The following is a 17,594-nucleotide window of genomic DNA, read 5'->3' as shown; positions in this document are numbered from 1 at the left end:
GTTGTCCAACCCACCTATCAGTATGGCGCACAGACGCCGGAGTAGGGTGAGGAGGAGTCCATCCCATTGGGTAAGCGCAGCGCACCCGCGGATGCAGCGCGAAGCGGTGCCGGGGTTAGATGGCACGGCCCGGGCGGCTGGCGCCGCCATTCGCGGGTGCCTTGCCGTTCGTTCCTCACGGCGCGTTACCGCGCGCTACGATGTGTGCAGCCATCTGAGGGGATTCTTGTAGCGCGTGGTAAGCGCCAGCGCACCCGCGGGAGCAGCGCGCAGCGGTGCCGGGGTTAGGTGGCACGGCCCGGGCGGCTTGTCATCACTGCGTAAAATGCAGCGGGTATCGTGGGCACTTTCTATTACGCAAAAGAGCCTTCCGCTATGGCTGAAGAGAACAATTTACGCACGCGCGTCAGCGAAGTCTTTAGGATTTTTCTATGGCTTGGTCTGACCTCCTTTGGTGGGCCGGTGGCGCATCTGGGCTATTTTCGGGCTGAGTTTGTGGAGCGCCGCCGTTGGCTTTCGGAGGCTGCCTATGCGGACCTGGTCGCGCTTTGCCAGTTTTTGCCAGGACCCGCCAGCAGCCAGGTGGGTTTTGCGCTTGGGCTAATGCGTGCGGGCCCCTGGGGAGCTGCGATGGCGTGGCTGGCCTTTACGCTGCCTTCTGCCATTGTGCTGGTGCTATTTGCGTTCGGGGCGACGGTGCTGGATGGCCCGATTGTCAGCCGTATTATCCATGGCTTGAAGATAGTGGCCGTGGCCATTGTGGCCCATGCGGTGTGGGGCATGGCGCGTAACCTGTGCCCGGATAAAACCCGCACGGGCATTGCGCTATTGGCCGTGTTTACGGTGTTGTTGGTCAGCGGGCCGCTAGGGCAGGTGGGCGCCATTGTGTTCGGTGGCTTGGCGGGGTTCCTGCTATGCCGCGAAGCCGTGACGGCCACGCCAAGCGAAACACTCCACTTTGCTGTGTCGCGCTCAGTTGGTGTTATCGCACTGGGGCTGTTCGCTGGGCTACTGATTGGGTTGCCATTGCTTGCGGGAAGTGCGGTTTGGCTGGATATTGCCGATGCCTTTTATCGTTCAGGCGCGCTGGTATTTGGCGGTGGGCATGTGGTGCTGCCGCTCTTACAAGCGGAAGTGGTGGCGTCAGGCTGGATAACGCCGGATGCGTTTTTAACCGGTTACGGAGCGGCACAGGCCGTGCCGGGGCCGCTGTTTACCTTTGCCGCGTACCTTGGGGCGTTACTGCCCGGCATTAATGGCCTTGTTGGGGCGCTAGTGGCCTTGCTGGCTATCTTCATACCGGGATTTTTACTGCTGGTGGGCGTGCTGCCCTTCTGGAATCGCTTTCGCCAATGGGGCAGTGCCCTGGCATTGATGCGCGGTGCCAATGCCGCAGTGGTAGGGATTCTGGGTGCCGCGCTTTACCAGCCGGTGTGGACCAGCGCGATTATCGGACCGTATGAATTTGCCTTGGCGCTTAGTGGCTTTTTACTGCTTTCCGTGTGGAAGCTGCCTGCCTGGGCGGTTGTGATTGTGATGGCACTGGGCGGTCTTTTGATACCGGTTTAGTAGATAATGAGCCAAAACCTTACGAAAACGCCTCGCTTAAGCGAGGCGTTCGTGGTTTAAAGGGCTAATGGCTGCTCCTATGGCGCCTCCAGCTCTAACGTGCGGCGCAGAACATTGAGCTCGTCAATGTTCAGGTGCTCAAGCCTGCCGGCGAGCAAGTCGCTAATCTTCTGTACTGGAAGCCCTGCCTGGCGGGCAATTTCCCGGCTTCCTAGATCTGATACTGCAATTAAACGCGTGATAATGCGCATTAGGCGCGTGCGTTTTTCTAATTCCCTGACATCGAGGTCAGGGCTGCTTCGCGGAGGATCCAGCGTTTCTGCGTGAGCAGTTGAGTATGCCGTACTCATGAGACTCCATCAGTCTGAAATGACAAGGACACAATGCCGCCAACGCAGGTGCATTTCAATATTTAATTTGATGAAAATTTCGCGACACTTGCGAACACCCGCTTGCGGCTTGGCTCTGGTAAACTATGCGCCTTATTTTAGCGTGCACGGCTGCTTCTGGCGTGCGGTACTTTATATATGGCCACTGGCCGGGGAGAAATGGCATGTCGTCGAATAGCGCACCCAAAGTGGGCGTCATTATGGGGTCCAAATCGGATTGGCCGGTGATGGAGCATGCGGTGACGATGCTGGAGCGCTTAGGCGTTGCCTATGAAACGCGTGTGGTCTCTGCCCACCGAACGCCTGACCTGTTGTTCGACTATGCGAAAAGTGCCGCTGAGCGCGGTTTACAGGTAATTGTGGCCGGTGCAGGCGGTGCCGCCCACCTGCCCGGTATGGTGGCCTCACAAACGCCGCTGCCGGTGCTGGGTGTGCCGGTTGAATCCAAAGCGCTTAAAGGCCTTGATTCACTGCTCTCGATTGCGCAGATGCCCGGTGGTATCGCCGTTGGCACGCTGGCGATTGGTAAGGCTGGTGCGACCAATGCGGGCCTGCTGGCCGCGCAGATTGTTGGCCTTCAGGACAACGCCGTGCGTAACGCGGTTGAGGCCTTCCGTGCAGAGCAAACTCAACTGGTACTGGATAACCCGGACCCGCGCCCCGCGCCGGATGCTGAGTAAAAGGAGCCCCCATGAACTCTGGTACGACAAACATCGGCGTTTTAGGCGCAGGCCAGTTGGGACGTATGCTGGCGCTGGCGGGCTACCCGCTAGGCAATCGGTTTACGTTCCTGGATACCACAGGTAACCCAAGTGCGGGCATCGGCGAGGTCATTGTCGACCCGGATAATCAGCACTTGGCTGAGTTTCTCGCCAAGGTGGATGTCGTGACTTACGAGTTCGAGCATCTGCCGGTGACGCTTGTGCAGGAGATCGAAAAGCACAAGCCGGTGTATCCCAGTAGCCGAGCGATCGAGATCTGCCAAAACCGGGTTGAAGAGAAAACCCTGTTTGATCGCTTGAACATCCCGACGCCTGCTTACCGTGTGGTCGAGAGCGCAGAGCAACTGGAAGCCGCCGCTCGCGAGCTTGGCTGCCCGGTGGTGGCAAAGTCCGTCACGGAAGGTTATGACGGTAAAGGTCAGGCGGTCCTAAAAGCCCCAGAAGAGGCGGCTAACGCTTGGCAGAGCATTGGCCATACGCAGCTGATCGTTGAAGCGTTTGTGGATTTTGTTCGCGAAGTTTCGATGATTGCTGTACGCGGTCGCGATGGCGAGGTGGTTTTCTACCCCATGGCAGAGAACCAGCATGTGGGCGGCATACTGCGTTACTCGGTGGCGCCGCTGCCCGACCTGGACGCTCAGGTGCAGCAAACGGCTGATACGTATATTCGTGCGCTGCTGGATGAGCTGGATTACGTGGGCGTACTGGCGCTTGAACTGTTCCAAACCCGCGATGGTAGCCTGCTAGCTAACGAGATGGCGCCACGCGTGCATAACTCCGGCCATTGGACGATGGATGGAGCGGTTACCAGCCAGTTCGAGAACCATCTACGCGCGGTTCAAGGATTACCGCTTGGCAGCACGGCGGCCATTGCGCCCACCTGTATGGTCAATGTGATTGGCCAGGAAGGCGACAACGTGGCCATGCTCAAGCTTGCCAATACCCATGTGCACCGCTACGACAAAGCCGAGCGGGCAGGGCGCAAGCTGGCCCACGTTAATGTGGTGGCGGCTACCCACGCTGAACTGCTGGAAAAGGTGCGCGTCTGCCGGGCACTGATACCTGATGCGCCGGCGGTTGAGTGGAGTTTTGAGCGCTCATTATAGATAAGCGTTATTAAGTCACTGAAAAGGCGCCCCACGATGTGAGGCGCCTTTTTTTATCCCGGTGTTAAGCTCTTTTTTAAGACCGTTTTAAGCTCTGTTTAAAGTCTCTCGAACCAGCTTGAACGTTTACCAACCCAGCACAATACGCCCGCTCAGCAATAGCCACAGCGCGATTAACGCAAAGTGCCCAGGGTACCAGGCCAACCAAAGCCTGCGAGGCATGGCAAACGTTACCACAGGCACTCGCTGAGCCAGGCCAGCAGCCAGTATCAGGACCACGACACAGGTGCCCACGGTAAACGATTTTGCCATATCCGAGGCGTTCATTTGCCCGGCAACCCAGAGTACGGGAAAGGCGGCTAAGCCTGCCCAAAGTCGCGCCTGAAAATGGGTGCCCGCTTGGCTAAGTGAATGCATGGCAAACATGAATAGCGGAATCAACAGTAGACCGTTGTGGCCGTACTCCACCCAGAAACCGAGCAGGTACCACACCGTGACGCCCACTGCTGTGCCCAGCAGCAGCCAGCCAAACCCCAGCGTTTGCTGTTGGTAGTGCTGCCAGCCCTGGCGCGCCAGTGTGCCCAAGGCCAGGCCACTGGCCAGCGTAAAGCAGACGTTAAAAATCAACGCATCCGATGCGCGTGGCATCATCATATAGGGGAGCTGCGCTACCAGCCCGATAACCAGAATACGCCGTGAATAGCGCATTGGGTTACGGGTATTAAATAGCCCGTGCCAGGCGACCATGGCGGCAAACAGTGGAAAGGCAATCCGGCCAATAGAGGAGCCTGCCCAGCTAAAATCCCCAGGCAGTACATAGCGGGTAAGGTGGTCTACCGTCATGGTAATGAGCGCGAGCCACTGGCCCCAGCCTGTCCAGTAGGAAGACGGGCGTCGGTCGATGTCTGGTGTGGCGCTAAGGGTTGCTGCCATAAAACCTCCCTGTTTTTATGACTAAATTACGGTGATAGCGAAATGACGTTTCATCGCTATATGGGTTATATCAGCTATATGAACCATATCGGCTATATGCACATGGAGAATGATACAGAGACCCTTTCACGCTGACCTGGTTCATTCCAAGGGGCAGCGTACTTGTTAATGGGCCTGCGTACCTGGTTTTTAAGCCGCTGATGAAAGGAGAAAAAAGGCCAAGGCGTAAATAAATCACCCCGGCAAAGGCCGGGGTGATGGGGGCAGTCACTACGCTATGTGATTACTCTTCGCCAAAATAGCGAGCGTGAATCTCATCGTAGGTACCGTTTTCTTGAAGCGTTGCGAGGGCTTCGTTGAATTTTTCGGCAAGCGCTTCATCACGCTGGCGGAACGCGATACCAAAGCCGTCACCAAAGTACTCTTTAGGCTCAGTGATTTTTTCGCCCACAATAGTGTAGTCAGCATCTTCGTTCTCAACCAGCGTTGACTGGCCGATTGGGAAGTCGAGGAAGACGATATCCAGACGCTGCGCGTCCATATCCAGCACCATATCATCGGCGGTGGAGTAGCGGCTGATATCGGCCACACTGCCGTAGTTGTCGGTGACGTAGTTGTCCTGAAGAGTGCCGCGTTGAACGCCGATGGTCAGGCCTTCAAGGGTTTCTTCATTGGCTTCGTCGATATCCAGGTCGCTTGCGGCAAACCAGGCAGACGGCATGGTGATGTAGGGGTCAGAGAACAGCACCTGCTGGCGACGCTCATCGTTGATGGTCATGGAGGACATGACAGCGTCGTAGTTGCGTGACAGAAGGCCCGGAATAATGCCGTCCCACTCCTGCTCGATCCACTCGCAGGTCACGCCGATTTCTTCACACATGGCGTTGCCCAGCTCGATATCAAAACCGGTCAGGTCGCCTTCAGGGGTGCGGAATTCCATCGGGACATAAGGTACATCAACGCCAATACGCACCTGATCATAATCACGTGCCTGGGCGGAAGAGGCCGCAGCAACAGCCAAACCAATTAAAGAAACTGATAGCAACTTTTTCATTATTTAACTCCGTTGTAAAACAGGTTCACCCGAGGTGATCCTCTTTAACGTAACCCAGGTTGGGGCCGGCGGAAAGAGGAAAACGCCTTGTGAACCAACGTTTGTTTGACGTTCGCTCGTCATCGAACCGTTTACGGGGTTTGTGGCTTTAAGTGCGCAAGTAATTTCTTCTCTAAAAAGCGGAAGAAAAACAGAATGGCAAACGTTAAGCACAGGTAAATAGCCGCGACAAACAGGAAGGGCTCAAACGGCGTATAGAACCGTGAATAGACATAGCGGGCCGCTCCGGTCAGGTCCATTAAGGTGACCACGCTGGCTATCGCGCTGGCATGAAGCATGAAAATCACTTCATTGCCGTAGGCGGGCAGAGCGCGACGAAATGCGCTGGGGATAATGATCCGGCGCATCATCAGGCTTTGGGACATGCCGTAAGCGCGGGCCGCTTCAATTTCACCTTTGGACGTCGCCTTGATAGCACCCCGGAAAATCTCTGTGGTATAAGCGGCTGTGTTAAGAGTGAAGGCGATCAGTGCGGGGTAGAAGGCCTCACGGAAGATCGGCCACAAAAAGCTTTCCTGGATGCCGTCAAAAAACACCACGCCATAGTAAATAATATACAGCTGGACCAGCAGCGGCGTGCCACGAAACACGTAGGTATAGGCATACACAGGCAGGCTGATCCATTTACGCCGTGAGCTGCGCATAATGGCAAGCGGCACCGCCAGCACCAGCCCGATTACCAGCGACAGAAACACCAGCTGTGTGGTGGTGACAAGCCCTGTCCAGTAGTAGCCCATTGTAGTGGGGGTGAAGATCAGGTTGCCGGACAAAAGGTCATTAAACCATGCGGAAATATCTAGCATGTCACTGCTCTCCAAAGCCGATGTCGTAGCGCTTTTGTAGCCGGGCAAAAATCCACTCGGAGATGCTGGCAATCAACAGATAGGCAACGGCTACAGGGATTAAAAACACAAACGGCTCATGAGTCGCTCGGGAGGCTTCAGCGGCCACGCGAACCATATCGGTCAGGCCGATTACCGAGACGAGCGCGGTGGTTTTCAGCAGCACCATCCAGTTATTGGAGAGCCCGGGCAGCGCATGGCGCATCATTTGCGGGAAACGAATGCGGCGAAAGACCAGTGCGCTGCTCATCCCGTAGGCTTTGCCTGCCTCAATTTGACCGTTATCGACGGCCATAAAAGCGCCCCGGAAGGTCTCGCCCATATAGGCACCAAAAATGAAGCCAATGGTCAGTACGCCCGCGGCAAAGGCGTTGAAATTAATGTAAATATCAATGTCGTAGCTGTAGTAAAGAATATCACTAATCGCGTTAACACCGATTTGGCCGCCGTAAAACAGCAGCATCATCAAGACAAGGTCTGGCACGCCGCGAATCAGCGTCGTGTAAACGGTTGCCGTGCCGTGCAATAGCCAGTGGCGCGACATCTTGGCTGTGGCGGTGAGAAGGCCTAGCGCGATGGCTAACAGTAGCGATAAAACCGCTAGTTGAACGGTGACCCCGGCACCTTCGATCAAACGGGGGCCGTACCCTTGCAAATCCAGCATGGTCGCCTCGCAGATCAGTAGTTAGGAGTAAGAAACTGTTTCAGTCGGGACGATTGGGGGTTGCCTAATACATCATCTGGCGCCCCGGCTTCCTCTACCAAGCCCTGGTGAAGATAGATCACCTTGCTTGAGACATCGCGAGCAAAACTCATCTCATGGGTAACCACCACCATGGTACGCCCTTCATTGGCCAGGTCGCGCATGACTTTCAGTACGTCGCCGACAAGCTCCGGGTCCAGCGCCGAGGTCGGCTCATCAAACAGCATAACCTCTGGGTTCATGGCCAGTGCCCGAGCAATCGCGCCGCGCTGCTGCTGGCCACCTGACATTTGCGCCGGGTAGGCGTTGGCGCGGGCGGTTAGCCCCACACGCTCAAGCAGCGCGTGGGCTTGTTCGATCGCCTCTTTTTTAGGAAGGCCGAGCACATGGATAGGCGCTTCAATTATATTTTCAAGCAGCGTCATGTGTGCCCAGAGATTGAAATTCTGAAACACCATGGAAAGCTTGGCACGCATTTGGACAACCTGTTTCCAATCGGCTGGCTCGCGTCCGTGCCGGGTCACCTTAAAGCGTATCGGGTCGCCGTGAAGGATAATCTCGCCCTCATCCGGCTGCTCTAACAGGTTCATACAGCGCAGAAAGGTACTTTTACCCGACCCTGAAGCGCCAATTAGCGTGATGACATCACCTTTTTGGGCTTCGAGTGAAAGGCCTTTCAGAACTTCCGTATCGCCGAAGCGCTTTTTAATATTACGCACTTCCAGGGGAGTAGCGGCCATAAACATAGGCTCCAGTACAAAGTTGCCGCGGTAGCAACGTGTTGAGTTAACGTAGGCTAAATGCGGCTGGCGCGAAAAAAGTGGCGATTCTATCAGGCTCAGCGAAAAATGCGTGCTTTCCTTATACGATAAATGTAGGAAGGTGGCCGTAAGTGATACGCGTGTGCCTCGATATTATCTCCATGTTGTTGTTATTAAATAACTATTAAACTTATTTTGCGGTTTGACTTGAGGAGTGAGCCGGGACCACCAAAAGCGCCGCCCGCGCACCCAACGCCACGTTGGCATTAGGAAATACGACATGTAGCGGCGTCTCGCCCACCACGAAATCGCCTGCCACGCTATCCTGGGCCAAACGCGTGCCGGGCTCAAAACGGCTGAAGTTGGGCATGTCAGCATCAACGTAGAGCGTAAAGTCCTCCGCTTGGCGCTTAAGCTCATGCTCTACCTGAAAGAATACCATGCTCGCGGGGTCTTGCTGGGCAGGCGTTTCGCCTTTGCTGAGCGACGTAAGCAGCGCGCCCATGGGGATTAGCGATGCCCTGTCATTTTGCCCGAAAGGGGCGACGCGGCCTAGCTCAAAAGTAAACGCTTGAGCGCCATGGTAATGCTTGCTGTAGTGCGAGAAGGTCCAGCTTGTCTGGTGTTGATGAAGCACGGCCTGCATGCCCGCAGCCGCAAGCCACTGCCACTGCTCCGGCAGGGTTGCAGTGTTAGCAAACGGCTCGACAACAAAAATCGGGTAGAGGCTTTCACGAATGGCGGTGTGCAAGTCGTAGTGCAACCTGGGCCGCGCGGCATGAGTTTCATAAAATTGGTCTACCGCAGCCATTAGTTCACGTGCGCGTTCTGGCTCCTCACCGCTGCCCGTTAAATTACGCTTAAAGAGGCGGTTAAGGTTGGTTGCTATAAACCGTTGCTGAGCGCGTAGCGCGGGGATATTACCAAGGATGACCAGTACGGGAGCACCCAGTGGGGTAGTGCCTGCTTCCAGGGCGCTTAGCCACTCACCGAGTAGTTCAACCGGGGCCGTTTCGTTGCCATGAATCACCGCTGAAAAAACGCAGGCATAGGCCTCTGGCTGCGGCGTATGGGGGATAAGCTCCATAATGCCGGGGGCATGAAACCGATAAGTACCGCTTGGAAATTGGCCGCTACGCTGTACGGGAGGGTGCCCATCAAGGGTCCAGTCAAGCCAGTGATTCAGCATTATCGGCCTCTTGTTATTGGTTGGAAATTCACACGCTATCTTTAACATGCTCAAAAACGTGAGCAAGCATTAGCGTCGTGGTTATGAAAATGGCGGGCGCTCGAGTGTAAGACGGTACCTAAAACGCTCACGGTGAGTGGGCGTTTTAATAGGAAGGGCGCTTTGCCGCGCACTTTTAGGATTCAATGCGAGGAACCAGCCGCTGCTTTGTATCAGCGTAAGGTGAAAATCGAAGAGAGCAGGGGAAAACATTCGCTTTTCGCTGCTGCAGGCTAGGCTATGTTGTAGTCATTCCCTAACCGGAATGCCATTAACGTAGCTAAAACGCAGTCCAAAGGAGTAAGCAATGACAAAGGTACTGGTACTTTACTATTCCATGTATGGGCATGTTGATACTTTGGCCAAGGCCGTTGCAGAAGGGGCAAGGAAAGTTGAAGGCGTAGAGGTAACCGTTAAGCGAGTACCTGAAACCATGCCCGCAGATGCTTTCAAAAATGCCGGCGGTAAGCAGGATTACGATACGCCCGAAGCGACTCCCCAGGAACTGGCCGATTACGATGCGATTATTGTTGGTACCCCAACCCGCTTTGGCAATATGACCGGCCAAATGCGCACCTTTTTTGACCAAACCGGCGGCTTATGGGCTAACGGCACCTTGCGTGGCAAAGTGGCGAGTGTGTTTACCTCAACAGGTACCGGCGGTGGCGATGAGATGACGATTACCTCCACGTGGACGACGCTTGCCCACCACGGCATGGTGATTGTGCCCGTCGGTTATGGCATTGAAGAGCAGTTTGATATTTCCGAAGTCAGCGGCGGTAACCCTTACGGAGCGGCGACTTTGGCAGGTAGTGACGGCTCCCGCCAGCCAAGCGAGCGTGAACTGAAGCTTGCGCGCTTTCAGGGCGAGCACGTTGCAAAAATTGCTGCGAAGCTGGCGGAGTAACCAACCGCCAATAAAAAGCCACCCCGTCGATAATTATCTGCGGGGTGGCTTTCCTATGGCGAAGGGATTACTGGCTTAAACGTTTGGCAATCGCGCGGCCCAGGCTTTCCGTGGTGCCTTGGCCGCCAACATCACGGGTGACCACTTGGCTGTCACCTTCGCGAAGCACGTCTTCAATGGCCGTCACCATCGCATCAGCGGCTTCTTTATAGCCCAGGTGCTCAAGCATCATGGCACCAGACCAAATTTGACCAATTGGGTTGGCGATACCTTTGCCTGCAATATCCGGTGCGCTGCCGTGTACCGGTTCAAACAGGCTGGGGAATTTGCCTTCGGGGTTAATGTTGGCCGAAGGGGCAATGCCGATAGTGCCGGTACATGCTGGCCCCAGGTCGGAAAGGATATCGCCAAACAGGTTGCTGCCGACGACCACGTCAAACCAGTCCGGATGCAGTACAAAGTTGGCGGTCAGAATATCAATATGGAATTTATCGACATCAATCTCCGGATACTGCTTGGCCATTTCCAGCACGCGCTCGTCCCAGTAGGGCATGGTGATAGAGATACCGTTGGATTTGGTGGCCGAGGTGAGCTTTTTACGCGGGCGGGTTTGTGCCAGATCAAACGCGTACTTAAGCACGCGGTCAACACCTGTACGCGACATCACGGTTTCCTGGATGACAATTTCGCGCTCGGTGCCTTCAAACATCTTGCCGCCGATGCTTGAGTATTCGCCCTCGGTGTTTTCGCGCACCACGTAAAAGTCGATATCGCCCGGTTCACGCCCAGCAAGCGGGCTTTTAATACCGGGCATTAACTTGCAAGGGCGCAGGTTGATGTACTGGTCGAACTGGCGGCGAAACTGCAGCAGCGAGCCCCAAAGGGAAATATGGTCGGGCACTTTGTCGGGCCAGCCGACCGCGCCGTAAAACAGCGCATCGAACCCTTTTAGCTGTTCAAACCAGTCGTCCGGCATCATTTGGCCGTGCTCCAGGTAGTAGTCGCAGCTGCCAAATTCAAAGGTCGTGAACTCAAGGTCGATATTAAAGCGCTTGGCTGCGGCTTCAAGGGCGCGAATACCTTCGGGCATGACTTCGGTACCAATGCCGTCGCCAGCGATCACTGCAATACGGTGGGCCATTTGGATTCCTTGTTATTAAAAAAGATGAGCGATGAACGCAGTGTAGCCGCTATCTGAGTGATAATAATCAGGCTACTATTCAAGCTATTGTTGCCTGAAAGTGGAGAATCCATGTCGGCGCTAGACGATCTTGCATTTTTTCAGCAGTTAGCACGTGCAGGAAGTTTGACAGGAACGGCGCGTGAACTGGGGCTTTCGCTGTCGGCGGTGAGCAAGCGCTTAAAGCAGCTAGAGGCGCGGTTGGGCGTGGAGCTTGCCGCACGCACTACTCGGCGGCTGACACTCACGGCAGAAGGCGAACGTTATCTCTCCCGCGGGGCGCTGATTCTGGATGAGTTGGGGGAGCTTGAGAACTCTCTCAACGACACACATAAGCATGGGCTTAGCGGACGGCTGCGGGTTAATGCCACCTTTGGTTTTGGTCGGCAGCACATTGCGCCGCTGCTCTCCACCTTTTGTGCAATGCACCCAGCGGTTGAGGGATGGCTGGAGCTCACCAATTTCCCGCTTAACCTGAGCGATCACGGCTTTGATGTCGGTATACGGATTGGCGAGCCGCCGGATTCCCGTTTGATTGCTCGGCCAATTTTGCCCAATCGCCGAGTGCTGTGTGCTGCGCCTGGTTATATCGCCCGTATGGCACCATTGAACGCGCCTGGCGACCTTGTGCGCCAGGCATGCCTGGTGATTCGTGAAAACGATACGGACTTTCCCCTTTGGCGTTTTGAGCGCTGTAATGACCCTGGGTGTGTTCAGTCAGTGAAGGTGAGTGGGCGGCTGGCCAGTAACGATGGAGAAGTCATAACTCGGTTGGCCCTGGACGGACACGGGATAATGATGCGCTCCTGGTGGGACGTAAACGAGCACTTGGCCAGTGGGGCGCTGGTGCCGCTGCTGCCTGAATGGCAGGGCGTGCGGGCCGACTTTTATGCGGTATTTGAGCAGCGCCGCCATGTGCCCACGCGGTTAGGCGCTTTTATTGATCATGTGCAGCGTGACATAAGCGGGCGAGTACCGCCGCTGCCAGGCCTCGGCCTCGATGAACGACGGTGACCAGCTCATCACGCACTGACATGTTTGGTCAGAAACCAGTGGATAAAATAAGTATCTTGTTAGGGACTCAGTTCTGAGTATGTGGCAAGGCCTTTAGCGAGGCGAGCACCGCGACCGGGGAGGGCCGCGGCGCATCCTTGCTACGTTAAATGGTTGCGATGCGTTGGCATAAGATGCGCACTTATAACGTCAACTGCGCTTTAATAATTGGCCAAGCGGGTTCGCCGTCGGTGTTCGTTACCTCGGTAAGCATGGCTTCTACCCGCTCGGGATGATTGCTGATCCACTCCTGGGCTACCTCGGAAAGCGCACGCTCGTCTTGGCCAAACGCCTGGATCATCCAGCTTTGTTCGTCAGCGGTGAAGCTGAACTGCTCAAAAAACGTAGTGATATTGGGGTTGGCTTCAGCATAGTCGGCGCGCAGCACGGTAAGTACATCACTTTCACCGTTGTTTTCACCGAACAGATTGTCTGGATCCTCCAGGTAACGCATGGGTAGCTCAAGGTTCATCCAGTGAGGAGTCCAGCCGACCCAGACCACCGCTTGTTCACGCTCGATAGCATCGCGAGCGGCGGACAGCATGGCGATTTCGCTGGTATCAACCAGGCGCCAGTCACCCAGCTCCCAAGCGTCATTATCAATGGCGTCATGGAGAATTTCGCTGGCGGCCGAGCCGGCGCCAAAGCTGAGAATCTGACCGTTAAACAGGTCGCGGTTTTCGGCAAGGTCAGCAAAACTTTGAATGCCGCTCTCGTAAATATAGCTAGGCACCGCCAGCGTCATTTGCGCGCCGTCAACGTTGTTCGCCACATCAATCAGTAAGCCTGACTCTTTGCGTGGGGTGAACATGTCACGCTGAGCAGGCAGCCAGGCGCCCAGAAATACATCGATATCACCGCTCTCCATACCCTGATAGATCACCTGTAGGCCAATCTCTTGCGCGCGGGTTTCATAACCCAGCGGGTTTAACAGCTGTTCGGCTATTTCCGTCTTTACGGTAATGCCAGGCCAGGCGGGAACACCAAAATCAAGTGTTTGATCATCGCCGTGCGTGGTGGACGCAAAGGCAGCGGATAAGAGTGCTGTGGCTACCAACGGCATGCTGGGTGAGAGGCGTAGGCGGGTTTTCATTGAGATCTCCTTGCTGAGTTTTTATATCGCGCGGGACGGTTTATGAGTGGCGTGCCAACACACGCAGGCGAGAGGCGAGCATGTCACGCTCCAAATACGTGCCCTGGAGGTGAAGAGCGCCGCTATCAAGGGTAATGACGGGGCACGAACGCTAATATCAGTTGCTTCGTCCTGAAAACGAAAATCGACCGGGGGCTCACCCGGATAGGATGCGCACTCGTCATGGCTCAAGCAAATGATTAATATGGCCTCTAAGACCTTATTTTACTTATAGGTGAATTTATCATGAGTCAGTTACCGCCACTGTTATGGCTACAGGCATTTGAGTCGGCGGCGCGAACGCTCAGCTTTACCGCGGCTGGAAATGAGTTGGCTGTTACCCAGGCGGCCATTAGTCAGCGAGTTCGGTTGTTGGAAGAGCGGTTGGGGCAAAAGCTCTTTGTGCGCCATGCGCGAAGCTTAACGCTTACGCCTGTAGGGCAAGCCTGGCTGCCCAGTATCAATGATGCTTTTTCGCGGATCAGCGAAGGAACGGCTGAGGTGTTTGGCGCTACCAGCGGGCAGCCTGTGACATTAAGAGCCACGCCGATTCTCCAGCAATCCTGGCTGGCGCCGCGTTTGGCTGCTCTTTACCAGCACTGTCCACACATCACCATTCGCCTGGTCAGCGCTATCTGGCCAGATGACTATGGGGTAGAGGGCGCTGATATCGAAATCCGTTATGGGCGGGGTGAATGGAGTGGCGTTGAAATGCACTCGCTAGGTGATGAACAATTGCTGCCAGTGTGTTCGCCAGCGCTTGCTGCAACGCTAACAACGCCTGCCGATTTAAGAGGTCACACGTTGCTTCACGCGGTAGGTTTTGGTGTCGGCTGGTCAGGCTGGCTACAGGCGGCGGGCGTGGGTCACTTGGAAACGCAATGTCGTTCTATGACCTGCGATAACCAAGTGATGACGTTAGCGTTAGCTAGCCAAAGCGCAGGGGTAGCGCTCATTCATCACCGTTTGTTGGAACAGCGCAATGACTTGGTGACGCCGTTTCCGTCCATTAGTGCGCCAAGCGATGAGCAGTTCTGGCTGGTACGTCCCAGCCGTCGGCAGGTAGATGACGAAGCAGCCTTAGTCTGGGCGTGGTTAGCGAAGGATATTGGGGTTGCTTAGGAGCGTTTTAAGAATAAATGCACCAATTTTCTTGCCATTTTGGTGCAGGCGTGAAGAATGAAGCGCCTTCGATAAGTTAAAAAAAGGCGTGTTGTATGGATTTCTCGGTACCTCAACTGTTGACCGCGTTGGTTGATCGCGGCAACGGGCTGTTATGGGGCAGTGTGCTGATCTACTTGCTGATCGGCGCAGGCCTCTATTTTACGATACGAACCGGTGCGATCCAGGTGCGCTATTTCGGTCACATGTTTAAACTGCTGCGCACCTCGCGCAACGCAGGTGATGGCATTTCTTCATTCCAGGCACTCTCCACCAGCCTAGCGGCACGCGTAGGCACCGGCAATCTGGCAGGTGTGGCGGTGGCGATCTATTTTGGTGGCCCTGGTGCGATTTTCTGGATGTGGATGACCGCCATGGTGGGTATGGCGACCAGCTTCGTCGAATCTACCTTGGCGCAGGCCTATAAAACAGACCATGGGGATAGCACCTTTCGCGGCGGACCCGCCCGTTATATTGAACGTGGGCTTGGACTGCGCTGGCTGGCCGTGCTGTTTTCCATCTGTTTGATTGTAGCGTTTGGGTTGGCGTTTAACAGCGTACAGGCCAACTCCATCGCCCAGGCCATGGAGCAGGCATTTGCTGTTCCCACCTGGGCCATGGGGTTAGTCTTGGTGGTAGTTGTGACGCCGATTATCTTTGGTGGCTTAAAGTCCATCGCCAAGGTCGCGGAGCTGGTGGTGCCATTAATGGCTCTGCTTTACCTGCTACTCGCGCTTGTTGTGGTCGGGCTTAATATCGGTGACTTCCCAGCAGCCATCATGACCATTGTGAAGAGCGCCTTTGGCCTTGAACAAGCGGCTGGTGGGGCCGTGGGGTATGCCGTGTCACAAGCGATTATGAACGGCATTCAACGCGGCCTGTTCTCCAACGAGGCGGGCATGGGTTCGGCGCCGAATGCGGCAGCCACCGCCAGCACGCGCCCCAACCATCCGGCTGCCCAGGGCTTTATTCAGATGCTGGGTGTGTTTCTGGATACGCTGGTTATTTGTACGGCCACGGCGGCCATTATTATCATGGCGGGGCCTGAGCTTTTAGCCGGTGAAGAGACGAATGGTATCCAACTGACCCAAATGGCGCTTTCAAGCCACGTAGGCGATTGGGGGGGCATGTTTGTAGCCGTCGCAATCTTGCTGTTCGCGTTTACTTCTTTGATTGCCAACTACTCTTACGGCGAGTCCAATATTGAGTATTTAGCCGGCCGCCGAGCGCCGGTGGCGATTCTCCTTTACCGCTTGGCGGTGCTGGCGATGATCATGGTGGGATCGGTGGCGAGTCTGGGGGCGATCTGGAACTTTGCGGATCTTTCCATGGGTATGATGGCGATTATTAACCTGGTGGCTATCCTGCTGCTTTCACCGGTTGCTTTTGCGCTGTTCCGTGATTACGAGGCGCAGTTGAAGGCAGGCAAAGAACCTACCTTTGACCCCAGCAAATTCCCCACGTTAGCCAATAAGGTTGATCCCAAGGCGTGGCCTAAAAAGCACTAATCATCAGCCAACTAAAGCCCTGCTCATACAAAAGCGGGGTTTTTTATAGATATCATAATTCGATTTTATCGAACGTACCGCTCATATCATTGCGCTTTTGATTAATCAAAATCATCGTAAAATAGCGCCAATTCCTTATTAATCCTGCGTTGGAGCTTTTTTAAATGACAACTCGTGCCCTGTTGGTTACCTCCTCTGTACTTGGTGAAAACGGCCAATCTATCGCCTTGGCCAACCACTTCCAAAGCCGTGCGGCTGCCCGAAAAGGCGTCGATGTTACTAAGCGTGACGTGATTGCCGATGCGCTGCCTCACCTGGATATTGCGGAACTGGGCGCATGGCAGACACCGGCTGATGAGCGCAGCGACGAGCAGAAAGCTCTGGCTGCTCGCTCTGATGAACTGTTGGCCGAACTGCGTGCTAATGATGTGTTGGTCTTGGCGGTACCGATGTATAACCTGGGTATCCCTTCGCAGTTAAAAGCCTGGTTTGACCGCGTACTGCGTGCTGGCGAAACGTTTCGTTACACAGAAAACGGCCCACAAGGTCTCGTCGAAGGTAAGCGGGTGATTATTCTGGCGGCCCGTGGCGGTATATATGCGGGGTCGGACATGGATAGCCAAACGCCGCACCTGAAAAGCATGCTAGGCTTGATGGGCATTACCGATGTTGATGTTGTGTACGCAGAAGGCCTGAACATGGGCGAAGAGCAGCGTGCTGCAGCGCAAAAAGAAGCGTTTCAGGCAATTGATCAGCTGGTGGAAGCGCTATAAGCCGTCAGCCGAGGTAATTACGGAGAATTCGTTATGGCCCGTCCCGAGCTATTGGAGCAGATCTATACGATTGTTGATCAGATTCCGGTGGGGCGAGTCACGACGTATGGGCGTATCGCCGCTATGACCGAAGGCGCCACCCCCCGAATGGTGGGGTCTGCCATGCGCCACTTGCCCGATGGTCATGAGCTTCCTTGGCACCGGGTGATTGCGGCCTCACTTAAACTTGCTGACCACGGCGGTGCTACCCGTCAGCACCAGAAATTGCGTGATGAAGGCGTGATGTTTGATGCCAAGGGCCGCGTGCCGCGTCACCTGGTGTGGCCTGATGAGCCGTAGAATAAGTCTTTCAATGAAAAAGCCGCGCGGTTGCGCGGCTTTTTCGTTGTGCGCCAGGCATGGCGCGTAGCGCCTTGATAGGCGCTGTTCCTGGGGGTGGTGCCTCAGGATGACTTGGGGGTGAAAGTCCCCTGCACGCCCGGCAAGGGGAAGTGCTAGCCGACGGCAAGGGTG

General features: G+C 55.3%; 18 protein-coding genes. 9 read left to right on the top strand and 9 right to left on the bottom strand.

All coding sequences use genetic code 11. The annotated features are described in order from the left end of the window. Positions 1 to 375: 375 nt before the first annotated feature. On the top strand, positions 376 to 1,569 hold the full coding sequence (gene chrA, locus INT20_RS17150) for a chromate efflux transporter (protein ID WP_193057388.1): 1,194 nt from the start codon (positions 376 to 378) through the stop codon (positions 1,567 to 1,569). A gap of 77 nt (positions 1,570 to 1,646) precedes the next feature. Here chrA and INT20_RS17145 read toward each other — a convergent pair whose 3' ends face one another. Continuing rightward, the gene (locus INT20_RS17145) at positions 1,647 to 1,919 is read right to left on the bottom strand and encodes an XRE family transcriptional regulator (RefSeq protein WP_018918645.1); all 273 of its coding nucleotides are present in this window, start codon (positions 1,917 to 1,919) and stop codon (positions 1,647 to 1,649) included. Positions 1,920 to 2,122: 203 nt separating this feature from the next. On the opposite strand from INT20_RS17145, the gene purE reads away from it, so the two are divergent. Together purE and INT20_RS17135 are read left to right on the top strand one after the other, a co-directional pair. Next, positions 2,123 to 2,638 carry a 5-(carboxyamino)imidazole ribonucleotide mutase gene (gene purE, locus INT20_RS17140; RefSeq protein ID WP_172116063.1) on the top strand — a complete coding sequence of 172 codons (516 nt, stop codon included), beginning with the start codon at positions 2,123 to 2,125 and terminating at the stop codon, positions 2,636 to 2,638. A gap of 11 nt (positions 2,639 to 2,649) precedes the next feature. Continuing rightward, positions 2,650 to 3,786 (top strand): 5-(carboxyamino)imidazole ribonucleotide synthase, encoded by a 1,137-nt coding sequence (locus INT20_RS17135; RefSeq protein WP_193057387.1) that lies wholly within the window; start codon positions 2,650 to 2,652, stop codon positions 3,784 to 3,786. 126 nt (positions 3,787 to 3,912) lie between these two features. Here the strand turns inward: INT20_RS17135 and INT20_RS17130 are convergent, their stop codons facing one another. From INT20_RS17130 to INT20_RS17105, 6 genes are all read right to left on the bottom strand, one after another. Beyond that, complete coding sequence (locus tag INT20_RS17130; protein ID WP_193057386.1) at positions 3,913 to 4,719, bottom strand: TraX family protein; 807 nt, start codon at positions 4,717 to 4,719, stop codon at positions 3,913 to 3,915. Positions 4,720 to 5,002: 283 nt separating this feature from the next. Then, on the bottom strand, positions 5,003 to 5,773 hold the full coding sequence (locus tag INT20_RS17125; RefSeq protein ID WP_172116066.1) for a transporter substrate-binding domain-containing protein: 771 nt from the start codon (positions 5,771 to 5,773) through the stop codon (positions 5,003 to 5,005). 131 nt (positions 5,774 to 5,904) lie between these two features. Further along, the gene (locus INT20_RS17120) at positions 5,905 to 6,636 is read right to left on the bottom strand and encodes an ABC transporter permease (RefSeq protein ID WP_193057385.1); all 732 of its coding nucleotides are present in this window, start codon (positions 6,634 to 6,636) and stop codon (positions 5,905 to 5,907) included. A 1-nt stretch (position 6,637) separates the two neighbouring features. Next, positions 6,638 to 7,339 (bottom strand): ABC transporter permease, encoded by a 702-nt coding sequence (locus tag INT20_RS17115; RefSeq protein WP_193057384.1) that lies wholly within the window; start codon positions 7,337 to 7,339, stop codon positions 6,638 to 6,640. Between the two features lie 14 nt (positions 7,340 to 7,353). After that, on the bottom strand, positions 7,354 to 8,124 hold the full coding sequence (locus INT20_RS17110; RefSeq protein WP_407647909.1) for an ABC transporter ATP-binding protein: 771 nt from the start codon (positions 8,122 to 8,124) through the stop codon (positions 7,354 to 7,356). A 205-nt stretch (positions 8,125 to 8,329) separates the two neighbouring features. Next, positions 8,330 to 9,328, bottom strand: coding sequence for a succinylglutamate desuccinylase (locus tag INT20_RS17105; RefSeq protein WP_193057382.1), 999 nt, complete (start codon positions 9,326 to 9,328; stop codon positions 8,330 to 8,332). Between the two features lie 346 nt (positions 9,329 to 9,674). Between INT20_RS17105 and wrbA the strand changes: the two genes are divergently transcribed. Further along, complete coding sequence (wrbA, locus tag INT20_RS17100) at positions 9,675 to 10,274, top strand: NAD(P)H:quinone oxidoreductase (protein WP_087108478.1); 600 nt, start codon at positions 9,675 to 9,677, stop codon at positions 10,272 to 10,274. 67 nt (positions 10,275 to 10,341) lie between these two features. Here the strand turns inward: wrbA and INT20_RS17095 are convergent, their stop codons facing one another. Next, on the bottom strand, positions 10,342 to 11,415 hold the full coding sequence (locus INT20_RS17095) for a tartrate dehydrogenase (RefSeq protein ID WP_193053912.1): 1,074 nt from the start codon (positions 11,413 to 11,415) through the stop codon (positions 10,342 to 10,344). A gap of 111 nt (positions 11,416 to 11,526) precedes the next feature. Between INT20_RS17095 and INT20_RS17090 the strand changes: the two genes are divergently transcribed. Beyond that, the gene (locus tag INT20_RS17090) at positions 11,527 to 12,468 is read left to right on the top strand and encodes a LysR family transcriptional regulator (RefSeq protein WP_193057381.1); all 942 of its coding nucleotides are present in this window, start codon (positions 11,527 to 11,529) and stop codon (positions 12,466 to 12,468) included. Between the two features lie 181 nt (positions 12,469 to 12,649). Here the strand turns inward: INT20_RS17090 and INT20_RS17085 are convergent, their stop codons facing one another. Then, the gene (locus INT20_RS17085) at positions 12,650 to 13,600 is read right to left on the bottom strand and encodes an ABC transporter substrate-binding protein (protein WP_193057380.1); all 951 of its coding nucleotides are present in this window, start codon (positions 13,598 to 13,600) and stop codon (positions 12,650 to 12,652) included. A 285-nt stretch (positions 13,601 to 13,885) separates the two neighbouring features. On the opposite strand from INT20_RS17085, the gene INT20_RS17080 reads away from it, so the two are divergent. The 4 genes from INT20_RS17080 to INT20_RS17065 all read left to right on the top strand — a co-directional run bounded on the left by INT20_RS17080 (position 13,886) and on the right by INT20_RS17065 (position 17,420). Continuing rightward, positions 13,886 to 14,761, top strand: coding sequence for a LysR substrate-binding domain-containing protein (locus INT20_RS17080; protein WP_193057379.1), 876 nt, complete (start codon positions 13,886 to 13,888; stop codon positions 14,759 to 14,761). A 95-nt stretch (positions 14,762 to 14,856) separates the two neighbouring features. Then, the gene (locus tag INT20_RS17075; RefSeq protein WP_193057378.1) at positions 14,857 to 16,308 is read left to right on the top strand and encodes an alanine/glycine:cation symporter family protein; all 1,452 of its coding nucleotides are present in this window, start codon (positions 14,857 to 14,859) and stop codon (positions 16,306 to 16,308) included. Between the two features lie 164 nt (positions 16,309 to 16,472). After that, complete coding sequence (locus INT20_RS17070; protein WP_193057377.1) at positions 16,473 to 17,081, top strand: FMN-dependent NADH-azoreductase; 609 nt, start codon at positions 16,473 to 16,475, stop codon at positions 17,079 to 17,081. A 33-nt stretch (positions 17,082 to 17,114) separates the two neighbouring features. After that, the gene (locus INT20_RS17065; protein WP_193057376.1) at positions 17,115 to 17,420 is read left to right on the top strand and encodes an MGMT family protein; all 306 of its coding nucleotides are present in this window, start codon (positions 17,115 to 17,117) and stop codon (positions 17,418 to 17,420) included. Positions 17,421 to 17,594 lie beyond the last annotated feature (174 nt).

Origin of the sequence: Halomonas citrativorans, assembly GCF_014898005.1 — a bacterium.
In the GTDB taxonomy this organism is placed as follows: domain Bacteria; phylum Pseudomonadota; class Gammaproteobacteria; order Pseudomonadales; family Halomonadaceae; genus Vreelandella; species Vreelandella citrativorans.
Note: the sequence above shows the minus strand (reverse complement) of the source record. Positions and strands in the feature narration are given on the sequence as shown.